Source organism: Brucella sp. 22210 (assembly GCF_052045675.1).
In the GTDB taxonomy this organism is placed as follows: Bacteria; Pseudomonadota; Alphaproteobacteria; order Rhizobiales; family Rhizobiaceae; genus Brucella.
This window is the reverse complement of record NZ_JBQEPD010000002.1, coordinates 55,468-76,639: the sequence shown is the minus strand read 5'-3', so window position 1 is coordinate 76,639 and position 21,172 is coordinate 55,468. Positions and strand designations below refer to the sequence as shown.

The window sequence follows — 21,172 nt, the reverse complement described above, 5'->3', positions numbered from 1 at the left end:
TTGTTTGTCTCTCCGTTGGATCAGCTGCGCGGCTTGAGGTTTTCCGGGTCGTAAAGCGGCTTGTAGCCAACGGAGGCCACTTCAACCGGATAGGTTTCGCCAAAATATTCGACGGTCAGCTTGCGGCCTTCCTGGCAATGGCTCCATGGCAGATAGGCAAGCGCGATATTCTTGCCAATGGTCGGGCCGAATGCCACCGACGAGGTGAATGAGCGGCGGCCCAGTTCATCGACCAGCGTTTCGCCGGTTTCCGGCTCCATGACCGGCATAATGCCGACAGGGTAACGGGCCACGCCTTTCGAATCGACATTGTCGGTCATGACCAGCGTGCAGAGCATGGCAGGCTGATTTTCACGGGCGCGATATTCGACATGCTTGGCCTTGCCGCGGAAATCGGCTTCCTTGACCTTCGGGCGAGCCAGATCGGCTTCAAGGAGATTATACTCTGTCAGCAGGTCGGCATTCTGAAGGCGCAGGCTTTTCTCCATGCGGCGGGTATTGGCATAGGTTTCGACACCAACCGCAATCGTGCCGGTGGAGCGCAGCGCATCCCAGACGGCGAGGCCGTCTTCGTAACGCATGTGCAATTCCCAGCCCTGTTCACCGACATAGGAAATGCGGAAGGCGGTCACGTCCTTAGCCGCAATCCTGATCGGCTTGATCGCCGCAAAGGGGAAGTTTTCGGCATCCAGACCTTCCGGATTCTCGACAACCTTCTTGAGGTTTTCGCGAGCATTCGGACCCCAGATGCCGATGGTGACATATTTCTCCGTCACATCGGTGATGGTGACGTCAAAGCCCTTATCCTCGGCCACGCGGCGCATGTAATGGAAATCGCGGGGACCAGCATCGGCGCCGTTGATCATGCGAATGCGGTCCGCCATGCGGATTGCCGTGAAGTCGGCGCGCACCATGCCTTCATCATCGAGGAAGTGCGTATAGATGCCCTTGCCGATATTGGCGTCGCCGCCAATCTTGGCCGCGCAGAGCCATTCCATCAGCTCGACATGGTCAGGACCTTCAATGTCGTACATCGCGAAATGCGAGAGATTGATGATGCCGCAATTTTCCGTCAGTTCCAGATGCTCGGCATTGGAAACACGCCAGAAATGGCGGTTGTCCCATTCGTTTTCACGCACTGGAACACGGTTACCGTATTTTTCAAGCAGATGCTCATTGGCGGCATAGCCATGCGCACGTTCCCAGCCGCCGAGTTCCATGAAATGGCCACCAAGCTCGACTTCGCGCTCATAGAACGGCGAGCGCCGGATATTGCGTCCCTTGGAGAACGGCTCACGGGGGTGCACTGCCGGGTTATAGACCTTCATTGCCGTTTCGGTGCAGCGATCCCAGATGAACTGCTCTGTCATCTGGTGCGGATAGAAACGGGAATAGTCGACGGCGTGATGGTCGATGGATGTGCGACCGTCGGTCATCCAGTCTGCAATGAGCTTACCCATGCCGGGGCCGTCCTTGACCCAGATTGCGACTGCATACCAGAGACCACGCACCTTCTGGCTTTCGCCCATGGACGGGCCGCCATCGGTGGTGACTTGCAGGAAGCCGTTGAAGGAATGGCTTTCATTATAGCCAAGTTCGCCGAGAATAGGGGTCAGTTCGATGGCGCGCTCAAGCGGCTCAAGAATCTGCTCCATATCGAGGTCGCGTTGCGACGGCGAAAGGCGTGCTTCGTGCTTTTCCAAAAGGTCACGCGGGTGGCAGAGACGCGGATTGGTCTCTTCGTAATAGCCCCATTCGATCTGGCCGCCTTCAGCGGTCTTCGGATCGCCCGTATCGCGCATATAGGCAGAATTGCCCTGATCGCGCATGAGCGGCCAGCCGATTTCCTTTCCCGTGCCTTCAAATTCAGTATAGGGGCCGAAGAATGTCAGCGGATGGTCAATCGGCATGACGGGCAAGTCCTCGCCAACCATTTCGGCGATCAAACGTCCCCAGAGCCCAGCGCAGATCACGACATAATCGGCTTCGATGGTGCCACGATGCGTGACCACGCCCTTGATGCGGCCGTTTTCGACCAGCAGCGACTGGGCAGGCGTGTTGGCAAAGCTCTGCAACTTGCCAGCGGCTTCCGCCTGATCGATCAGCTTGCCAGCGACTGTCTGCGAACGCGGAATGACCAGACCGGCATCCGGGTCCCACAGGCCGCCCTGAACCATGCTTTCTTCTATCAGCGGGAATTTTTCCTTGATCTCCGCCGGTTCAATCAAACGGGCGCGGGTGCCAAAGGCTTTGCCGGAAGCGACCTTGCGCTTGATTTCATCCATGCGGCCATCGTCGCCGACACGGGCAACTTCAAGGCCGCCGACGCGGGCGTAATGCCCCATCTTTTCGTAGAAATCGATGGAATACAGCGTGGTCCAGCAGGACAGAAAATCGTGGCTGGTCGCATAGCAGAAATCCGATGCGTGGGCCGTCGAGCCGATATCGGTCGGAATGCCCGACTTGTCGATGCCGACGATGTCGTCCCAGCCCCGTTCGATCAGGTGGTGCACGACGGATGCGCCGACGATGCCACCGAGCCCGACGATTACGACCTTCGCCTTCTTAGGAAACTCTGCCATTTTATGTGACCCTGGTTGGTATTTGACAGAACCATAATCGTTGATGGGGCAGGATATTTGCCTTTATACGACATATTCGCTGCCTGACACGACTGCGTCGATTAACGGTCATAGCCGGGTTTTTCGCATTAAGCCTGTTCTGCAAGCGACATGCAGATACGGAGCTAATCCGATCTTGCGAAACTGATTCCGAAAGAGGCGTTACGGTTCTGATTTTCTTATCTTTTACACAAGCGCCAGACTGGCGGCGCGCTCATTCGCAGCAATGATCCGGCCTATGCCGCGATGAGCATTTTGCGATCTGCGCGTTCCTGTTGCGGCGAGCGGCCATAGAGTTCGCGATAGCATTTGGAAAAATGCGACGCGGAAACGAAACCGCATGCCACTGCCACTTCCACGACCGGCATGGATGACTGCAAAAGCAGGTGTCGTGCGCGGTCGAGGCGGATTTCCAGATAATAGCGGGCCGGGGAACGCCCCATCTCCTGCCGGAACAGCCGCTCGACCTGACGGCGCGACAGGCCGATCGTATGGGCGACATTGATCAGCGCCTGCGGCTCTGACAGGTTGGCTTCCATCATCTCGATGATGGTCAAAACCTTGGAGTTCTGGATGCCGAGGCGCGCGCGCAGCGGCAGGCGCTGCCTGTCCTGCGGGCTGCGGACGCGGTCGGTCAGCGCCTGTTCGCAGATCTTATTGACCAGATTGGCGTCGAAATCATCGCCGATCAGCTTTAGCATCATATCGAGCGAAGCGGTGCCACCCGCGCAGGTGTAGATATTGCTGTCGAATTCGAACAGGTCCGCATAGACCTCGGCTTTCGGGAAAGCTTCCGCAAAGCCCGGCAGATTTTCCCAATGAATGGCGCAGCGCTTGCCGGAAAGAAGTCCGGCTGCCGCGAGAATATGCGCGCCGGTGCAAAGCCCGCCGACCGCCACGCCGCGATTATATTCTTCGCGCAGCCAGGCGAAGACCGACTTGTTGCGGAAATCCTCGACATAGACGCCGGAGCAGACAAACACCATGGACGGGCGCTGTTCGCGTTGCAGATAGCGTCGTTCGTCTTCCAGCGACGCATTGACGGCGCAAACGACGCCATTTGATGCCGTGACCGGTTGGCCATCCGTCGACGTCAGGCGCCAGTGATAGGCCTCATAACCGAGCATACGATTGGCGATGCGCAGCGGCTCGATGGCCGTCGCAAACGCGATCATCGAAAAGTTCGGAACCAGAAAAAAAACAATAGACCGCTTGATCGATGAAGCCTGGTTCATAACCGGACCGTTCCCATTTTTTGAAGCAGGTGCCGCGGTTCCCGACGCGGTGCTGCTTACGTCTCCGTCACGACTGCGGGGTCGATTTCTGCCCCGCATTTACCGGTCGCTATCAGACCGGTGATCCCGGTATCGTTGCCCGCAAATGCTAGGGGAGGGCAATGACGCAAACGGGATAGTGCTTTATTGAGACACAGAACGGTTAGGTTGCAAAGTGCGGCTAAATGCCTGCCGCGAGAAGGTATTTTTATGTCGTGAAAATGAGGGCGAAGCAGGCTCGCCCTCATTCGAAAAGTGATAATTGTCGCAAATCAGCCCTTGCGCGCTGTATTCTGGCTCGCGGGGCGGTCTTGTCGCACGACCGGAAGGCGGTCGTCGATTGCCGGCCAGCCAATGTCCTGCCGGATATGTTCGGGCAGATTCTGGATCGAGAGGCGGGTGCGGGCGATCTTGCGGTCGAGCAGCCACTGATCGATCTGGCTCCGCAGGTCGACATAAGCCTGGCGCAACCAGACAAGTGAGGTTCCGGATGTTGATGTCGTTTGACGGCGAGCACGGTTTGCAGTGGGGCCCGCGGTCTGGCCCATGGTCTGGCATTGTACGGTCATTTTCGGTCTCCTCGGGCGAGAATGGATTGGTTTGAATGCCTGCTGCAGCGGGGTTTGTGTTTTCGATGGGGTTAATGTGCGCTGTGCTTGACGTTCAATCAAACGAAATATAAAAAGGCTTAAGATCAGAAAATTTGATTTATCATTACCGGAGTCCCGTTATGACAGCGCCCGTCCAGCATCCTTTGCCAATGCTCGATATCGATGTCCTTCGCACTTTCGTCGCGATTGCAGACACGGGCAGTTTCTCGTCCGCCGCCAATGCGGTTTTTCGCACACCGTCGGCCGTATCGATGCAAATCAAGAAACTTGAAGAACAGATCGGCGTCGCAGTGTTTGACCGCGATGCCCGTTCTGTGACGCTGACCAGCGATGGTGAGGTTCTGCTCGGCTTTGCGCGTCGCCTTCTGGCGCTCAATCGTGAGGCGGTTTCAAAATTTGTCGCACCGACCGTCACTGGCGTGGTGCGGCTTGGTTCGCCGGATGACATCGGCGAATGCGTTCTGCCGCTCGTTCTCAAGCGCTTTGCGGAAACCCATCCGGGTGTGACGGTCGATGTGGTGATTGATCAGAGCAGCAATTTGCGCAAGCGCCTCGATGAACGGCGTCTCGATGTTACGCTGGTCAATATCTCGCATACGGTGCCCGGCAAGGGCGACACGGAAGTTTTGCTCGATGAGGAACTCGTCTGGGCCGGGGCGAAATGCGGAACGGCCTATCGCCGCGATCCGCTGCCGCTTTCCATCTGGGAAGAGGGTTGTGCCTGGCGCGGCAATGCGTTGGAAGCGCTCGAAAGCTCGGGCCGCCCTTATCGCATCGCTTATATGAGTTCACATTCGACCGGACAGCGTGCTGCGATCATGGCCGATCTCGCCATTGCGCCCTTTGCGAAGACCTTGCTCGGCGAAGGCATTGTTGCACTGGGTTCGGAGCATGACTTGCCTGAACTCGGGCGTTATCAGCTCGGCATGATTATCAGGCCTGAAGCCGGGCCGCATATTCATGCCGTGGCGGAGAATTTGCGCAGTGTCTTCGAAGCTTATCGCCGCACAGGGCGCTTCGAGACTTTTCGTTCTTGCTGATGCAGCTCACAAGAACTTGTGGGTGTAAGTAATGCCTTCTCTTGTCAGGACAAAAGGTTGCGCTAGGTTTCCTATATGACAGCCGGATGAAAACGGCTTCATGACCAGCAGACAGAGGCGGGGTTCGGGGTGGGCCAATGGAATGCTGGTTAAGTAAGAGCATGTGTGCCCGTTCTTTTGGGCTGTAACGACATCCTATCGGAGAGACCGCTATGAAACTGACCCGCCTTGTCCCAGTTGCTATTGTTCTCTGTGCCTTCACACTGGCTTCTTGTGCCAATACGGTTCGCGGCGTTGGGCGCGATGTAAAAGGCACGGCGCACGCCGTTCAACAGACGGTGGAATAAGAATTTAAGACAAAGGCCCGGGATCATATCCCGGGCCTTTTCATTCCTGGTCGTTCAGACGCTCGTCAAAGCGCTTATATGATGCTTATTGCGCGTTAACGAGGAAATATCCCACCGGCATCTGCATATCAGGGCGCGTTTTATAAGCGATGCTTGTCGTCATGATGCCTGTTGTCGGCACTGGAATATTTGCGTTCGCCAAAAGGCCTGTAATGTGCGCATTGGGCGTGGCATCGCCAAACCACATGACCAGAATTGGCATTGTGATCTGCTTGGCTCCGTCAGGCGTTTCAGGGTGCACCACCTTCAGCGATGGATCGAATAGCCGGAAATTGCCCGGTATCTGTGCATTATCCGCCACGATGGTCTTGAAAGGCCCATGGCTGCTGATTTCCGTATAAAGCTGGCGATAATCCAACTGCCCATAGGGCGGGGCGCTCGACCCATAGATGAGATAATAGGACAGAACCGGCGGAACCAGCAGGGCAACCACCGCGCCCATGACCGCGTATTCGGTAACCGGGCGTTTGCCGATGCGGAAACGCTCCAGACGGAAAGCCAGAACGGCGGGCAAAAGAAATAGCACAGGCTGAAGCCAGCGGTCCTTGACGTCATTGGCGCCCGTCACAACGACACCGATGAGAACGATAAGCAGACCGACAACCACCAGACGGCGCATGAATGTCTCGCCAGGTGTATAGGGCGTGGTGGGCACCGTGCGCTTCTTGATGTGGATGAGGGCGATAATCGCTGCGATTGCCAGTGCCAGAACCGAAAACAGGAAGGCTGCTTCAACGAAGCTCTCAATGCCGTTCAGCCGGTCGAAGAACAGGTTTCCCGATGCGCCCATCTGCAATTTGCCCGAACGGGCAATGACGCTCGACTTATGTGCGAACATCCATGTTGCAGTCGGTCCGACGCAAATTGCGAAGGCGAGCAGGGTGACAGCCGAAAGTTTCGACAGCAATACAGCTCGATATTCCGGGACTGAAAGCCCGGTTATGATCACCATGATCAGGAAGAACGACGCGTTGAACTTGCCCAGAAGCGCTGCGGTCATGGCAACGCCAAGGAGAGCAGCCGAAATCACGCTGCGCTTGCGCATGTGCCAGGCAAAGGCCAGGAAGGTCCAGCCGCATCCCGCCGTACCTGCCACCGAATGGGTCAATGCGCGCTGCGATTCCCAGCCGATCTGTGGAATAAGAAAGAGGCCGAGCATGCTGGCCGAAGCCACGGAGCGCGAAAAGCCCAGAAGCCGCATGGCGCCAAAGACACTGAGGAAGAGGCTTGCCAGCATGCCGAACTTCACGATTTGAAGCGTCAGCATGGATGTGCCCAAGACAGAGGCGGCAAGATTGGTCGTCCATGTATAGAGCGGCGGCTGCGAACCGCCATAGCCCCAGTCGAGATAGCCTATATTGGCGAGCTGTTCCGCATCATCGAGTCCAGCACCATTGGAGATATATGTCACCAGAACGGCCTGAAGCACGAAATAGCACACTATAAAAAGAACGGCCCAAGGCAGTCCCAGTATTTCTTTGTCTGCGGTAGACGCGGTTTGTCTTAATGCGGTCAAGCTTGAAGTCCCGATGCTGAACGAAATGCCCCAGATAGGCGCAAACAGGCTGCTACATGTCACAGGATTATGTTCGGATTTCAATCCGCGCAGCGCCAATCAATCGAAATAAGCGGACAATATTTGATAAAATTTTCGTTTACGGCAAAAACCGCGCTGCCTGACGGCGCACGGTTTTGCCAACTACGCATGGCAATCCCACCGAAAAAACGCTGGTGAGAGATACATAAAGCTCCGGTACGCAATACCAGATCCGGAGCATCGAGAGAGGCTCAGCCTGTCTCGAGCTCCTTTTTATCCGAACATCGTTACCGTACGGTTAGCAGAGGATTAAGCAAATCTAAACATTGCCTTTTTGAGGCAAGTTTTTTCATGAATGTGATCTTCTTTTACTTTGTATCCGACTTTTCGCGCAGATGGTTGATAATGCCGGAAAAGTCGTCGCCGCCATGGCCTTCACTGTCGAACAGGGAATAAATCGCCTCCGCATGTGCGCCAAGCGGAGTTTCCGCGCCAGCGCTTTTCGCAGCTTCCTGCGAAAGCTTCAGATCCTTCAGCATCAGCGCTGCGGCAAAGCCCGGCTTGTAATCACGGTTTGCTGGCGAGGTCGGAACCGGCCCCGGGACCGGACAATAAGTGGTGAGCGACCAGCACTGCCCCGACGATGTGGAAGCAACGTCGAAAAGCGCCTGATGTGAAAGGCCGAGTTTCTCGGCCAGCACGAAGGCTTCGCTGACGCCGATCATCGAAATGCCGAGAATCATATTGTTGCAGATCTTGGCAGCCTGTCCGGCTCCGTCGCCGCCGCAATGCACGATCTTGCCAGCCATTGGCTTGAGGATTGGTTCGCCACGCTCGAAGGCCTTGTCACTGCCGCCGGCCATAAAAGTCAGTGTGCCTGCGGCTGCACCACCCGTGCCGCCCGAAACCGGCGCATCGATGGAGAGATGTCCATGACTTGCTGCAAGCGCATGCGCCTTGCGGGCGGAATCGACGTCGATTGTGGAGCAATCGATAAAAACTGAATCTTTTCGCGCCTTAGGGGCGATTTCCTCATAAACGGCGAGAACATGCTTGCCAGCAGGCAGCATGGTGATGACCGTGTCGACATCCGCAACGGCATCCACCGCGCTGGTCGCAATCTGCAATCCATTGGCGCGTGCCTCTTCAAGATGCTGCGGCAACAAATCAAACCCGCGCACCGTGTGTCCGGCCTTGACCAGATTTGCCGCCATCGGGCCGCCCATATTGCCGAGGCCGATAAATGCGATAGTGGCCATGATAAACTCCTCCGTATTAAGTGCTGTTCAGCGGCCGATCATATGCCTTGCAATGATCACGCGCATGATTTCGTTGGTCCCCTCCAGAATCTGGTGCACGCGCAGGTCTCGGACCAGCTTTTCGATCCCGTAATCGTGGAGATAACCGTAGCCGCCAAAGAGCTGCAGCGCTTCATTGGCGACATTGAAGCCGGTGTCGGTCACAAACCGCTTGGCCATGGCCGACCATTTGCCAGCATCGTGGGTCTTGCGGTCGAGCTTGCTTGCGGCGGCGTAAAGCAGCAGCCGTGCAGCCGAAAGTTCCGTTTCCATATCCGCAAGGCGAAACTGCAAGGCTTGAAAACGGTCTATTGTTTGTCCGAAGGCCTTGCGCTCGCCGCAATAATCCAGCGCCTTGTCGAGCGCGGATTGTGCACCGCCGAGCGAGCAGGCTCCGATATTCAGCCGTCCACCGTCGAGACCGGCCATAGCGATCTTGAAGCCTGTGCCTTCGTCGCCAAGCCGGTTTTCCGCCGGTACGCGGCAGTTGTCGAAAATGACTGTTCGTGTCGGCTGACAGTTCCAGCCCATCTTGTATTCGTTAGCGCCGAAGGACAGGCCGGGTGCATCTTTCGGCACAACGAGGGTGGAAATGCCTTTCGGACCGTCCTCGCCGGTACGCACCATGGTGACGTAAATGTCGGTCTCTCCGGCACCGGAAATAAACTGCTTTGCACCGTTGATGACATAATGGTCGCCATCCCGCGTGACGCGGGTGCGAAGGGCGGCCGCATCCGAGCCGGAACCCGGTTCGGTCAGGCAATAACTGGCCAGCCGATCCATCGATGCCAGACTAGGCAGGAACTGCTGGCGTTGCGTCTCGTTGCCAAATGTGTCGATCATCCACGCAGCCATGTTGTGGATAGAGACAAAGGCCGAGAATGACGGGCAGGCGGCGGCAAGCGCCTCGAAAATAAGCACCGCATCCATGCGTTTCAGCGCTGATCCGCCGACATCCTCGCGGACGTAGATGCCGCCCATGCCGAGTGATCCGGCCTCGCGAAGCGCATCAACCGGGAAATGTTTATCGCGGTCCCATTGCAGCGCATGGGGTGCAATCCGGTCGCTGGCGAAGCCGCGCGCCATCTCCTGAATGGCAAGCTGTTCTTCGTTCAGCTCGAACTGGTTCTGTTCGGCAGCATCCATGGTTTCCTCCCTATGAGTACCGCTCCTCTGAGGTGGACTAGAGCATAAGACCGGAGAGCTGCCAACGCTCCATTGGAATAATCTTGCTCACATTTGTAATAAACTGATGCGCATTTTTGCATAGAAGGTGCATTGCGGAGCGCGTTGGATGTGCTGTGAGGCGCAGGCTTAGACCCAGATTGCCATGGCTTACCGTTTCGGCTACGCAGGTCAGATGGTACGGGCAATTATGTTTCAGGGAACTGGGTCTGATGTCGGCAAGAGTGTGCTTGTCGCAGGGCTCTGCCGCGTGGCGCGCAATCGCGGATTGAAGGTCCGTCCGTTCAAGCCTCAGAACATGTCCAACAATGCTGCGGTCAGTGATGACGGTGGGGAAATCGGTCGTGCCCAGTGGCTACAGGCGCTGGCATCCGGCATTCCGTCGTCGGTGCATATGAACCCTGTTCTGCTGAAACCCCAGACGGATATGGGCAGCCAGATCGTGGTGCAGGGCCAGGTGCGCGGCGAAGCGCGCGGGCGCTATTATCAGGAACTAAAGCCGCACCTGATGGCGTCGGTGATGGAATCCTTTTCCATCGTCAGCGAAGGTGCAGATCTCGTTTTGATTGAAGGGGCGGGCTCGCCAGCGGAAATCAATCTTCGGGCCGGAGATATCGCCAATATGGGCTTCGCAACACGGGCAAATGTGCCGGTGGTGCTGGTCGGTGATATTGATCGGGGCGGGGTGATTGCCTCGCTGGTAGGGACGCACACAATCCTGCCGGAAGAAGATCGCGCCATGGTGCGCGGTTTCATCATCAACAAGTTTCGCGGTGACATTTCTCTGTTCGACGACGGGCTGGAAGCGATAGGGCGCTTCACCGGTTGGCCTTCTTTCGGTGTTGTTCCGTGGCTCAAGGCTGTTTCCAGATTGCCTGCCGAAGATTCGGTGGTTCTGGAGCGTGCCGTGCGCAGCGCCGACAAGGCGCTGAAAGTTGCGGTTCCGATGTTGCCGCGCATCGCCAATTTTGACGATCTGGACCCACTGAAGGTCGAGCCTGCCGTGGAGGTGGTCATGGTGCCGCCCGGTAAGCCGCTTCCGCCCGATGCCGGGCTGGTCGTGTTGCCCGGAACGAAGTCCACCATTGCCGATCTGCTGGCGTTTCGCGAAAACGGATGGGATCGTGATCTGGCAGCGCACGTAAAGCGCGGCGGACATGTGCTCGGTATCTGCGGCGGCTTTCAGATGCTGGGGCGCAGCATCCGCGATCCGCACGGGATTGAAGGACAGGTGCGCGAAGCGGAAGGACTGGGGCTGCTGGATATCGAAACCATCATGGAGCCGGAAAAAGTCGTCCGCAATGTCGAGGCAAATTCATTGCTCTATGATGCGCCACTTGAAGGATATGAAATTCATATCGGCCGCACCACAGGGACCGATATGTTCAGGCCTTTTGCACGCATCGGGGATCATGATGACGGCGCGGTCTCTCCGAATGGTCGGATTATGGGGACTTATCTGCATGGCGTTTTCGGCGCGGATCGCTTCCGGCAGCAATTTCTCGCCACGCTGGGGGTCGAAGGCGGCGCAGGCAATTATCGTTTGACCGTCGAGACGGCGCTCGATGAATTGGCCGAGGGGCTGGAAGCCTGTCTCGATATCGATGCGATCTTCTCTTTAATTTGATGTCAGGCCGCCTTTATAGTGTTAGGATGATTTAAATTATGCGCACTTACTCTTGATGTCTTTGCGAATTGAGTAATAACTATTTATAAAATACTTAGAAATATGTAATTTTTCATAAAATTAACAATTTAAAATCTATTTTCGAACAAAATATTCATATTAATTCTATGATGAATATTTTAGTGAGATTAATTTGCATATTATATTTTTATTTACAAGTATTAATCGTGTATTTCAAAAGGGTAGCTATGTATATTTATTCATAGCGATCAACGCATTCTTCATTGTTGTACCCCAAATTGATATGGTTTTTAGTCGATATTTTTATCAATCGGGGGTCTTTTTTGCAGCAGATTCAGTTGGTTGGATTATTCTAAGGGATTTTCATCGCGCCAGTCAGTTATATCTGCTGGTGATATTGCTGATTTTGCTTGCTGTTTATGCGTTGTGGAGGCATCCGCTACCATCAATCGCACCACACAAGGTAGTATACGTTTTCTTGACCTTCATTCTAGGTCCAGGAGCTTTGGTGCATAGCTTAAAGTTGCTTATTGGACGGGCGCGGCCGAGACATTTGCTGGAATTTGGTGGTGCAATGGATTTTACGCCAGCCTGGCAAATGACGACCGCTTGCAATATAAACTGCTCTTTTCCATCTGGAGAGGGTGCTGCCGCTGTTGCAATGCTATCTTTACTGATTTTTGTTCCAGAGCGTCGGCGTGTCCTCGTTGTTGTGGTTTTAGTCCCTTTTCTGGCGCTTATTTCCATGAATCGCATCTTCATGGGCGCGCATTTCTTGTCGGATGTCGTAATAGCTTGGACCTTGGTCGTGGGTCTCATGCTTTGGCTATGGCCGCATATAGCCGTTCATGCCGATGCAATCGATATCTGGACGCGGCGTCAGCTACGAGCTTTTTGTGCCCGCAAGCCCGATTGACGGTGCTTTAGCAAAGGCCTAATGTCCGACCATGTGACAGGTTTTCGCCGGACGAATCCGGTGGGACCAAGAGGGAATGCGAAGGACGGACCCAATTCGGGCGTCTTGATCGCAGCCGACCCCGCGACTGTAGAGCGGAGAGGAATGAAGCCAGGCCGGGCAACCGGCAGCCACTGGAACTTACAGTTCCGGGAAGGCGGTGACATTACCGACGACCCGTGAGCCAGGAGACCTGCCTGTTGCAGAAGGGTATTATACCCGCGCCCCATGGGAGGTTTTTCCCTGCTGCCTGCACGGAGGTTGTCATGGCCGCACGTATAAATAATTCTCTCTCCACCACTGTATCTCTGCCTTTGGCTGCACGCCTTGGTACGGCTGTGGTTTCCCTGCTCCTCGGCGCCTTTCTCGTTTACGGCGTTGGCCTTGCGCATTCGGATACGCTGCACGATTCAGCGCACGATACCCGCCATTCTTACGGCTTTCCCTGCCATTGATGCATTAGCATCGACATTGCGAACCGCGTTTACGCGCTGGTTTGCGTGGGGAATGAACGTAGACGTGTTTTTCAAGGAAGCTGACACTGCTTTGCGTCCGATGGCTGTGGCTATCGGCGATTTTTTGCAGTTGGGGGACTAAAATGTTGATCCGTTATCTTTTGGCTACGCTTGCTGCGGGCCTTCTGGCAGGGCTTCTCGTGACGCCTGCCATGTATCTCAAGACCGTTCCGCTCATCCTGCAGGCGGAAGTTTATGAAGAGGCTGGCGGCGGTCATAGCCACGATCTGGGTCATGGACCGGCGGAAGCCGCGCCGCATGCACAGGCCGATGCCGAAGCCCCCGCCCATGATCATGCGGCAGCAGCCGCACCAGCCGAAGAAGAAGCCGGGGCAGAACTGCCGTTTGGCCGTCTTGGCAATACGATCCTGGCCAACCTCGTTGCCGGTTCTGGTTTTGCTCTGCTGCTCGGTGGTATTGCGTTGCTGCTCGGTCGCCCGATCACGGTGCAGAACGGCCTTTACTGGGGCATGGCCGGTTTCTTCGCGGTGGCGTTCATGCCAGCGCTCGGCCTGTCGCCGGAACTGCCGGCCATGCCTGCGGCTGATCTTGTCCAGCGCCAGCTCTGGTGGATATCGACGGTCGTTCTTAGCGGTGTCGGTCTCTATCTGATCGTGCTGCGCGGCGAAATCTGGGCAAAATTGCTCGGCCTCGTCGCCATTATTGCCCCGCATGTCTATGGCGCGCCGCATCCAGAGGATATTGCATCGCCAATACCGTCGCTGCTCGCATCGCAATATGCGGTCGCTTCGCTGGCGACGAACCTGTTCATGTGGGCGGTGATCGGTCTGGCGCTTGGCTGGTTTATCCAGCATTACGCCGCATCGGAACTGGAAGGCTGATAGCGTGGCTCTGCCCGGAAAAATAACCTTTGTTCTTGGCGGAGCCCGTTCGGGTAAGTCGTCCTATGCCGAAAAGCTGGTTGAAGCCTCCGGGCTTCAGCCGGTCTATTTGGCGACGGGGCGCGCCTTCGACGGAGAAATGGAGAGCCGTATTGCTGTGCATCGCGACCGACGCGGCACGCAATGGCAGACCGTAGAAGAGCCGCTCGATCTGAAGAGCGCACTTCTGCAACAGGCACAATCATCGAAATTCGTGCTGGTTGACTGCCTGACCCTTTGGGTCACCAATCTCATGATGGCCGAGCGCGACATTGCCGCGGAATCACACGATCTGGTCGCTGTGCTTTCGGCCCTCGGCGGGCCAGTGGTTTTTGTGTCCAACGAAGTGGGGCTCGGCATCGTGCCGGAAAACCGCATGGCGCGGGAATTTCGCGATCATGCAGGTTTTCTGCATCAGGCCATCGCTGCGGCGGCAGACGAAGTTTATTTCATGGCGGCAGGTTTGCCGCTCAAGATGAAGGGATAATTTTATGCAGGGTCAAAAGATACCGGCTACCGTGATCACCGGCTTTCTCGGATCGGGCAAGACCACGATGATCCGCAATCTGCTCGAAAACGCCAATGGCAAGCGCATTGCGCTGATCATCAATGAATTTGGTGATCTGGGTGTCGATGGCGGCATTCTGAAAGGTTGCGGCATCGAAACCTGTCGCGAGGAAGACGTGATCGAACTCAACAATGGCTGCATTTGCTGCACCGTTGCCGATGATTTCATCCCGACCATGACCAAGCTGCTCGACCGCGCGGACCGTCCGGATCACATCGTCATCGAGACGTCCGGCCTTGCATTGCCGCAGCCGCTGGTCGCCGCCTTCAACTGGCCGGAAATCAAGACACAGGTCACGGTCGATGGCGTGGTGACGGTTATCGATGCCGCCGCTGTAGCCGAAGGCCGTTTTGCAGACGATCATGACAAGGTGGATGCGCAGCGCGCTGCCGATGAATCGCTTGATCATGAAAGCCCGCTTGAAGAACTGTTTGAAGACCAGATTCACGCCGCCGACCTGATCGTGCTCAACAAGGCCGATCTGATCGACGCGTCGAGCCTCGATAGCGTGAAGGCTGACGTTGCCGAGCGCTCGTCGCGCCGCGTCAACATGGTGCCTGCAAGTTTCGGCAAGCTTGGCGCTGATGTGCTGCTCGGCCTTGGTGTCGGTACGGAAGACGATATCGCCAACCGCAAGTCGCATCATGAAATCCATCATGCCGATGGCCACGAGCATGATCACGATGAATTCGAGAGCTTTGTTGTCGAAGCCGGTTCTGTTTCGGACCCGAAGGCCTTTGCCGAAAAGCTGAAGACCATCATCGCGGACCACGATGTTCTGCGGCTCAAGGGTTTTGTCGATGTACCGGGCAAGCCGATGCGTCTGGTGGTGCAGGCTGTCGGCCCGCGTATCGAGCATTACTTCGACCGCCCTTGGGGCAAGGATGAAGCCCGTTCGACGCGGCTCGTAGTCATCGGTCTGCATGAGATTGATGAAACCGCCATTGCCAAGGCCGTGAAAGACGCAGTTTTGTAATGCATCTTCTGCTTGCCCAGAAAGGAACGATCAGCGACGGCAATGAGGCCGTCGATCTCGGCCAGACGCCGGGTGATATTCTGTTCCTTTCCGCTGCCGACACGGAACTGGCCAGTCTTGCGCAGGCGCATCGCGCTGAGCCAGACGGGCCAAGCCTGCGGCTTGCCAGTTTTCTGAGCCTCACGCATCCCATGTCCGTCGACGCTTATGTCGAGCGGACGGCGCGTCATGCAAAGCTGATTATCGTGCGCATTATCGGCGGCGAGACTTACTGGCCTTATGGGCTGGAAGCGCTTCATGCCTGCGCCGTGAATCATGGCGTCAAGATTGCGGTGCTTCCCGGTGATGACAAGCCCGATCATGGGCTGGATCGTTTCTCGACGGTTGCGAGCGCCGACCGTGACGCGCTGTGGCATTATCTGATCGAGGGCGGTGCTTCCAATATGCGCGCCTTCCTTGATTATTGCGCAGCATTGATTGGTGGGGGCGAAAAACCGGCCGAAGCAGCGCCGCTGCTCAAAGCGGGTCTTTGGTGGCCCGGTGAGCCGGTGGTTCCGCTCGATCTCATCCGCAGCCGCTGGATCAAGGATGCACCCGTTGCGGCGATCGTCTTCTATCGTGCGCTGGTGCAAAGCGGCCAGACCCAGCCGGTTGAGGCGTTGATTGCGGGTTTGCAGGCGGAAGGCATCAATCCGTTGCCTGTGTTCGTCTCCAGCCTCAAGGACCGGCTGTCTGCTGCCGTCGTGGACGGTGTTTTTGAAGATTGCCCGCCGGATATCGTGCTGAACGCGACCGGCTTTGCCATTTCCTCACCGGGCGCAGAACGCAAGCCAACCGTGCTCGACAAGCGCGGCAACATGGTTTTGCAGGTGATTTTCTCCGGCACGCCGAAGGCGGTCTGGCAGGCCTCTCAGCAGGGATTGCTGGCGCGCGATCTGGCCATGAATGTTGCCTTGCCAGAGGTGGACGGGCGCGTTCTGTCGCGCGCGGTTTCGTTTAAATCGGCACGGCAGTTCGATGCGGCGGTGGAGGCGAATATCGTCACCCACGAGCCGGATGAAAACCGTGTGGCTTTTGTGGCGAAACTCGCAGCGAACTGGGTGCGATTGAAGCGAAAGACGGCTGCCGAGCGCCGTGTGGCGCTGATCCTTGCCAACTATCCCAACCGCGACGGGCGGCTAGGCAATGGCGTTGGGTTGGATACGCCTGCCGGAACAGTTGAAACGCTCAAGGCTATGGCCGATGCGGGTTATCAGACTGGCAAAGTGCCTGCGAACAGCGATGCGCTGATGCAGCTTTTGATGGCCGGGCCGACCAATGCCGCACGCGATGGCCGGGAGATTCGTGAGACCATTTCGCTCAATCAATACAACGACTTTTTTAAAAAACTTCCCGATGCGATTCAGGCGGAAGTCACCGCCCGTTGGGGTGAGCCGGAAGCGGATCCCTTTTTCGACGACGAACGCGACGCCTTTGCGCTGCCGTTGATGCGGCTCGGCGAAACGCTGACCGGCATTCAGCCCGCACGCGGCTACAACATCGATCCGAAGGACAGCTATCATTCGCCGGATCTGGTGCCGCCGCATGGCTATATCGCTTTCTATGCCTATCTGCGTGCGATAGCGGATGTTGATGCTATTGTTCACATGGGCAAGCACGGTAATCTTGAATGGCTTCCGGGCAAGGCGCTGGCACTGTCTGAAAATTGCTATCCCGAAGCCGTGTTCGGGCCGACGCCGCATATCTATCCGTTTATCGTCAATGATCCGGGCGAGGGCACGCAAGCCAAGCGCCGTGCGGGCGCGGTGATCATCGATCATCTGACGCCACCTTTGACCCGTGCCGAAAGCTATGGCCCGCTGAAGGATCTCGAAGCGCTCGTCGACGAATATTATGAAGCGTCGGGTGTCGATCCGCGTCGACTGTTACGCCTGAAGGGGCAGATTCTCGATCTGGTACGCGATATTGGTCTCGACCGTGATGCAGGCATTCACGACCATGACGACGAAGACATGGCGCTGCAAAAGCTCGACGCCTATCTCTGTGATCTGAAGGAAATGCAGATCCGCGACGGGCTGCATATTTTCGGGCAAGCGCCGCAGGCGCGGCTTTTGACCGATCTTCTGGTGGCACTGGCCCGCGTTCCGCGTGGCGTGCCGGTTTCGCTGGGCGGAAGTGCCGGTGACCAGAGCTTGCAGCGCGCCATTGCCACCGATGCCGGGCTGGATGAAGGTTTCGATCCCCTCGATTGCAACATGGCCGATCCGTGGACAGGGCCGAAGCCAGCATTGCTGGCTGAAGTTAGCCCGGCGACCTGGCGCATAACGGGCGACACGGTGGAACGTATTGAGCTTCTGGCGGCAAAGTTCGTTTCGGGCGTGCAGGCTTGTCCGCGAGACTGGCAACAGACTGACGCCGTGTTGCAAGCGATCGTCGATCATCTGCGCCCCAGCGTTCTTGCCTGTGGTCCCGCAGAAATCGAAGGCCTGCTGACCGCGCTCGATGGACGCTTCGTGCCGCCGGGGCCATCTGGCGCGCCAACGCGCGGACGGCCCGATGTCTTGCCGACCGGACGAAATTTCTTCTCGACCGACAGTCGTGCTGTGCCAACACCTGCCGCGTGGGAACTGGGGCGCAAATCGGCGGAACTGCTGGTTACGCGTTACACGCAGGACCATGGCGAATGGCCGACCTCGTTTGGTCTCACGGCCTGGGGCACGTCCAATATGCGCACGGGTGGTGACGACATTGCGCAGGCTCTGGCGCTGATCGGTGTGAAGCCGGTTTGGGATATGGCCTCGCGCCGCGTCACTGGATACGAAATCGTACCGCTTGCCATGCTCGGGCGTCCCCGTGTCGATGTGACCTTGCGCATATCGGGGTTTTTCCGTGATGCGTTTCCCGAACAGATCGCCTTGTTCGACAAGGCGGTCCGTGCGGTTGGAGCGCTGGACGAAGACGCGGAAGACAATCCGATTGCAGCGCGCATGGCGGCAGAGCAGGCGCGTCTCGTCGCCAGTGGAGCCGATGAAAAAACGGCGCAACGTCGCGCGGGTTATCGCGTGTTCGGTTCAAAACCGGGTGCTTATGGCGCAGGATTGCAGGCGCTGATCGACGAAAACGGCTGGGCCGGGCGCAACGATCTGGCGGAAGCCTGGCTTGTCTGGGGCGGCTATACCTATGGCGCGGGCGAGGAGGGGCAGGCAGAACGCGGCCTTCTCGAAGAACGCCTGCGTTCGGTGCAGGCTGTCGTGCAGAATCAGGACAATCGGGAACACGATCTTCTGGACAGTGACGACTATTACCAATTCGAGGGCGGCATGGCTGCGACGGTGGAAAACCTGACCGGCGCTATGCCAACGGTTTATCACAACGACCATTCGCGGCCGGAAAAGCCGGTGATCCGCACGCTTGAGGAAGAGCTTTCGCGTGTGGTGCGCGGGCGTGCCTCCAATCCGAAATGGATCGCAGGGGTGATGCGCCACGGCTATAAGGGTGCGGCGGAAATCGCGGCGACGGTCGATTATCTGTTCGCCTTTGCGGCGACCACTGGCAAGGTTGGCAACCATCATTTCGAGGCGGTCTATCAGGCCTATATCGCCGACAAGGCGGTCCATGATTTCATGGCGGAAAAGAACCCGGCAGCGCTGGCGGAAACCGCCGCGAAGCTGAATGATGCAGTCGAGCGCGGTTTCTGGACGCCGCGTTCGAATTCGGCGCGGTTCATATTGGAAAATCTTCAGAAGTTGAATCCGGAAAGGGCGACAAATGGCTGAGAAATCTGAAAAACTTCTGTCGATGACCGAAGATGAGCTGAATGCGCGCCATGCGGACAAGATGCGCAAGAAGAAGGCCGCACGCGACAAGATTCAGGCCACCAAGACCGAGGAAAAGGGTCTCGTGATTGTCCATACGGGCAAGGGCAAGGGCAAATCCACTGCCGGTTTTGGCATGGTGTTCCGTGCGCTCGGTCACGGCATGAAGATCGGCGTTGTGCAGTTCGTCAAGGGATCGTGGGATACGGGCGAACGCTGGGTTCTGGAAAAATTCCCCGATCAGGTGACGATTTCGGCGCTGGGCGAAGGCTTTACCTGGGAAACACAGGACCGCAGCCGCGATATCGCCATGGCGCGTGGCGCATGGGAACAGGCCAAGGCCATGATCATGGATGAAGATATCGACATGGTGCTTTGCGACGAGCTGAATATCGTTTTGCGCTATGATTATCTTCCCGTGGACGAAATCGTCGAAGTCTTGAAAGCCAAGCCTGAGATGAAGCACGTCATCGTGACCGGTCGAAACGCGAAAGATGAGCTGATCGAGGTGGCCGATCTTGTCACCGAGATGGAAATGATCAAGCATCCGTTCCGTTCGGGCGTGAAAGCCCAGAAGGGGATAGAGTTCTGATTATGGTAGCAAGCTGGCAGTTCTGGGCCCTGATGTCGGCGGTATTTGCTGCGCTGACCGCGGTTTTCGCAAAGGTTGGCATTCAGGGCATCAATTCGGACTTTGCAACACTGGTCCGTACTTTTGTCATTATCGGCGCGCTGTGCCTGTTTCTGACGATCACCGGCCAATGGCAAAGGCCGGGCGAGATTTCCGCCAAGTCATGGCTGTTTCTCGTCCTGTCCGGTCTGGCAACCGGGGCGTCCTGGCTTGCCTATTTCCGTGCCTTGCAAATTGGCGATGCGGCGCGCGTCGCGCCCGTGGACAAGCTTTCGGTGGTGCTTGTGGCGCTGTTCGGCGCTGTATTTCTCGGCGAGCGCATGTCGACCATCAACTGGTTCGGCATCGTGCTGATCGGCTGCGGTGTCGTGCTGGTGGCGCTACGGGTTTAGAACCCGACCCACTGCCGCAATGGATTGGTGGGGTCCATCAAAAGACGCACGGCCAGCGCGAGACTGACCACGATCAGCAATGGCTTGATCATGCGCGAGCCGACCTTCATCGCAAGGCTCGCGCCGATCTGCGCGCCGATGAACTGCGCAATGCCCATGCAGATGCCGATCTTCCAGTTGATGACGCCGACCGCTGCAAAGGTCGCAAAGCCGCCGACATTGGAGGCGCAGTTCAACAGCTTCGTGTGGGCGGTGGCTTTCAGGACGCCGTAACCTGCCAGCGCCACAAAGGCGAGCATGAAGAACGATCCCGTGCCCGGGCCGAATACGCCGTCATAAAAGCCGATCAGCGGCACGATGGTCATGCCAAACAGGAACGGGCCGATGCGGCGGGAACGGTCGATATCGCCGATATTCGGTTTCAGGGCGAAATAGAGGGCGATTGCGATCAACAGCAGCGGCAATGCGGTGCGCATGATTGCAACGGGTAAAACTGTTGCGAGCAGTGCGCCGAAAACAGAACCGATCAGCGAAGCAAGCGCTTCCTGCCATTGCTCGCGAATATTCACATGTCCCTTGCGCGCATAGGCGAGTGTCGCCGACGATGAGCCGAATAGTCCTTGCAGCTTGTTGGTGCCGAGCGCTTCCACCGGAGGAATGCCCGCAAGCAGCAAAGCGGGGATGGTGATCATACCGCCACCGCCGGCAATGGAATCGATGATGCCAGCGATGAACGCGGCAGCCGTCAGGAGCAGGGTAAGTGAGTCGAGAAATTCTGGCATGGGGAGGGTCCGGGAACTGTTGTCGCAACATAACGT

18 protein-coding genes and 1 riboswitch are annotated in these 21,172 nt (G+C 57.0%); of the genes, 11 read left to right on the top strand and 7 right to left on the bottom strand.

All coding sequences use genetic code 11. The features are described 5' to 3' along the window. Positions 1-20: 20 nt before the first annotated feature. The 3 genes from ACTJKP_RS03315 to ACTJKP_RS03305 all read right to left on the bottom strand — a co-directional run bounded on the left by ACTJKP_RS03315 (position 21) and on the right by ACTJKP_RS03305 (position 4,464). The gene (locus ACTJKP_RS03315) at positions 21-2,582 is read right to left on the bottom strand and encodes a GcvT family protein (RefSeq protein WP_440629686.1); all 2,562 of its coding nucleotides are present in this window, start codon (positions 2,580-2,582) and stop codon (positions 21-23) included. Positions 2,583-2,857: 275 nt separating this feature from the next. Further along, positions 2,858-3,856, bottom strand: a complete 999-nt coding sequence (locus tag ACTJKP_RS03310; RefSeq protein ID WP_078339328.1) for a GlxA family transcriptional regulator — start codon at positions 3,854-3,856, stop codon at positions 2,858-2,860. Positions 3,857-4,167: 311 nt separating this feature from the next. Continuing rightward, complete coding sequence (locus ACTJKP_RS03305) at positions 4,168-4,464, bottom strand: hypothetical protein (protein ID WP_440629685.1); 297 nt, start codon at positions 4,462-4,464, stop codon at positions 4,168-4,170. Between the two features lie 161 nt (positions 4,465-4,625). Between ACTJKP_RS03305 and ACTJKP_RS03300 the strand changes: the two genes are divergently transcribed. Next, entirely contained in the window at positions 4,626-5,546 is a 921-nt protein-coding gene (locus tag ACTJKP_RS03300; RefSeq protein WP_440629684.1) for a LysR family transcriptional regulator, read from the top strand. 212 nt (positions 5,547-5,758) lie between these two features. Further along, the gene (locus ACTJKP_RS03295) at positions 5,759-5,893 is read left to right on the top strand and encodes an entericidin A/B family lipoprotein (RefSeq protein WP_078339325.1); all 135 of its coding nucleotides are present in this window, start codon (positions 5,759-5,761) and stop codon (positions 5,891-5,893) included. 85 nt (positions 5,894-5,978) lie between these two features. On the opposite strand, the gene ACTJKP_RS03290 is transcribed toward ACTJKP_RS03295, so the two are convergent. The 3 genes from ACTJKP_RS03290 to ACTJKP_RS03280 all read right to left on the bottom strand — a co-directional run bounded on the left by ACTJKP_RS03290 (position 5,979) and on the right by ACTJKP_RS03280 (position 9,934). After that, positions 5,979-7,364 (bottom strand): ArnT family glycosyltransferase, encoded by a 1,386-nt coding sequence (locus tag ACTJKP_RS03290; protein WP_440629683.1) that lies wholly within the window; start codon positions 7,362-7,364, stop codon positions 5,979-5,981. Positions 7,365-7,858: 494 nt separating this feature from the next. Next, positions 7,859-8,749, bottom strand: a complete 891-nt coding sequence (gene mmsB, locus ACTJKP_RS03285) for a 3-hydroxyisobutyrate dehydrogenase (protein WP_440629682.1) — start codon at positions 8,747-8,749, stop codon at positions 7,859-7,861. A 27-nt stretch (positions 8,750-8,776) separates the two neighbouring features. Further along, complete coding sequence (locus ACTJKP_RS03280) at positions 8,777-9,934, bottom strand: isobutyryl-CoA dehydrogenase (protein ID WP_440629681.1); 1,158 nt, start codon at positions 9,932-9,934, stop codon at positions 8,777-8,779. 214 nt (positions 9,935-10,148) lie between these two features. Between ACTJKP_RS03280 and ACTJKP_RS03275 the strand changes: the two genes are divergently transcribed. From ACTJKP_RS03275 to ACTJKP_RS03235, 9 genes are all read left to right on the top strand, one after another. Beyond that, entirely contained in the window at positions 10,149-11,600 is a 1,452-nt protein-coding gene (locus ACTJKP_RS03275; RefSeq protein ID WP_440629872.1) for a cobyric acid synthase, read from the top strand. A 193-nt stretch (positions 11,601-11,793) separates the two neighbouring features. After that, positions 11,794-12,537 (top strand): phosphatase PAP2 family protein, encoded by a 744-nt coding sequence (locus ACTJKP_RS03270; RefSeq protein WP_440629680.1) that lies wholly within the window; start codon positions 11,794-11,796, stop codon positions 12,535-12,537. A 21-nt stretch (positions 12,538-12,558) separates the two neighbouring features. Beyond that, positions 12,559-12,791: riboswitch (cobalamin riboswitch) on the top strand. A 51-nt stretch (positions 12,792-12,842) separates the two neighbouring features. Further along, positions 12,843-13,031, top strand: coding sequence for a CbtB domain-containing protein (locus ACTJKP_RS03265; protein WP_440629679.1), 189 nt, complete (start codon positions 12,843-12,845; stop codon positions 13,029-13,031). A gap of 143 nt (positions 13,032-13,174) precedes the next feature. Next, on the top strand, positions 13,175-13,933 hold the full coding sequence (locus ACTJKP_RS03260; RefSeq protein ID WP_440629678.1) for a CbtA family protein: 759 nt from the start codon (positions 13,175-13,177) through the stop codon (positions 13,931-13,933). Between the two features lie 4 nt (positions 13,934-13,937). After that, entirely contained in the window at positions 13,938-14,459 is a 522-nt protein-coding gene (gene cobU, locus ACTJKP_RS03255) for a bifunctional adenosylcobinamide kinase/adenosylcobinamide-phosphate guanylyltransferase (RefSeq protein ID WP_440629677.1), read from the top strand. A gap of 4 nt (positions 14,460-14,463) precedes the next feature. After that, positions 14,464-15,516, top strand: coding sequence for a cobalamin biosynthesis protein CobW (gene cobW, locus ACTJKP_RS03250; RefSeq protein ID WP_440629676.1), 1,053 nt, complete (start codon positions 14,464-14,466; stop codon positions 15,514-15,516). Continuing rightward, positions 15,516-19,292, top strand: a complete 3,777-nt coding sequence (gene cobN / locus ACTJKP_RS03245; protein WP_440629675.1) for a cobaltochelatase subunit CobN — start codon at positions 15,516-15,518, stop codon at positions 19,290-19,292. Before cobW ends, cobN begins: the two co-directional genes overlap by 1 nt. Next, entirely contained in the window at positions 19,285-19,923 is a 639-nt protein-coding gene (gene cobO / locus ACTJKP_RS03240; RefSeq protein WP_440629674.1) for a cob(I)yrinic acid a,c-diamide adenosyltransferase, read from the top strand. The genes cobN and cobO overlap by 8 nt, the downstream gene beginning before the upstream one ends. A 2-nt stretch (positions 19,924-19,925) precedes the next feature. Then, positions 19,926-20,354: an EamA family transporter gene (locus tag ACTJKP_RS03235; protein ID WP_440629673.1), complete on the top strand. Its 429-nt coding sequence runs from the start codon at positions 19,926-19,928 to the stop codon at positions 20,352-20,354. Here ACTJKP_RS03235 and ACTJKP_RS03230 read toward each other — a convergent pair. Beyond that, positions 20,351-21,136, bottom strand: a complete 786-nt coding sequence (locus ACTJKP_RS03230; RefSeq protein WP_440629672.1) for a TSUP family transporter — start codon at positions 21,134-21,136, stop codon at positions 20,351-20,353. The two genes, ACTJKP_RS03235 and ACTJKP_RS03230, sit on opposite strands and share 4 nt — an antisense overlap. Between the last annotated feature and the right edge of the window lie 36 nt (positions 21,137-21,172).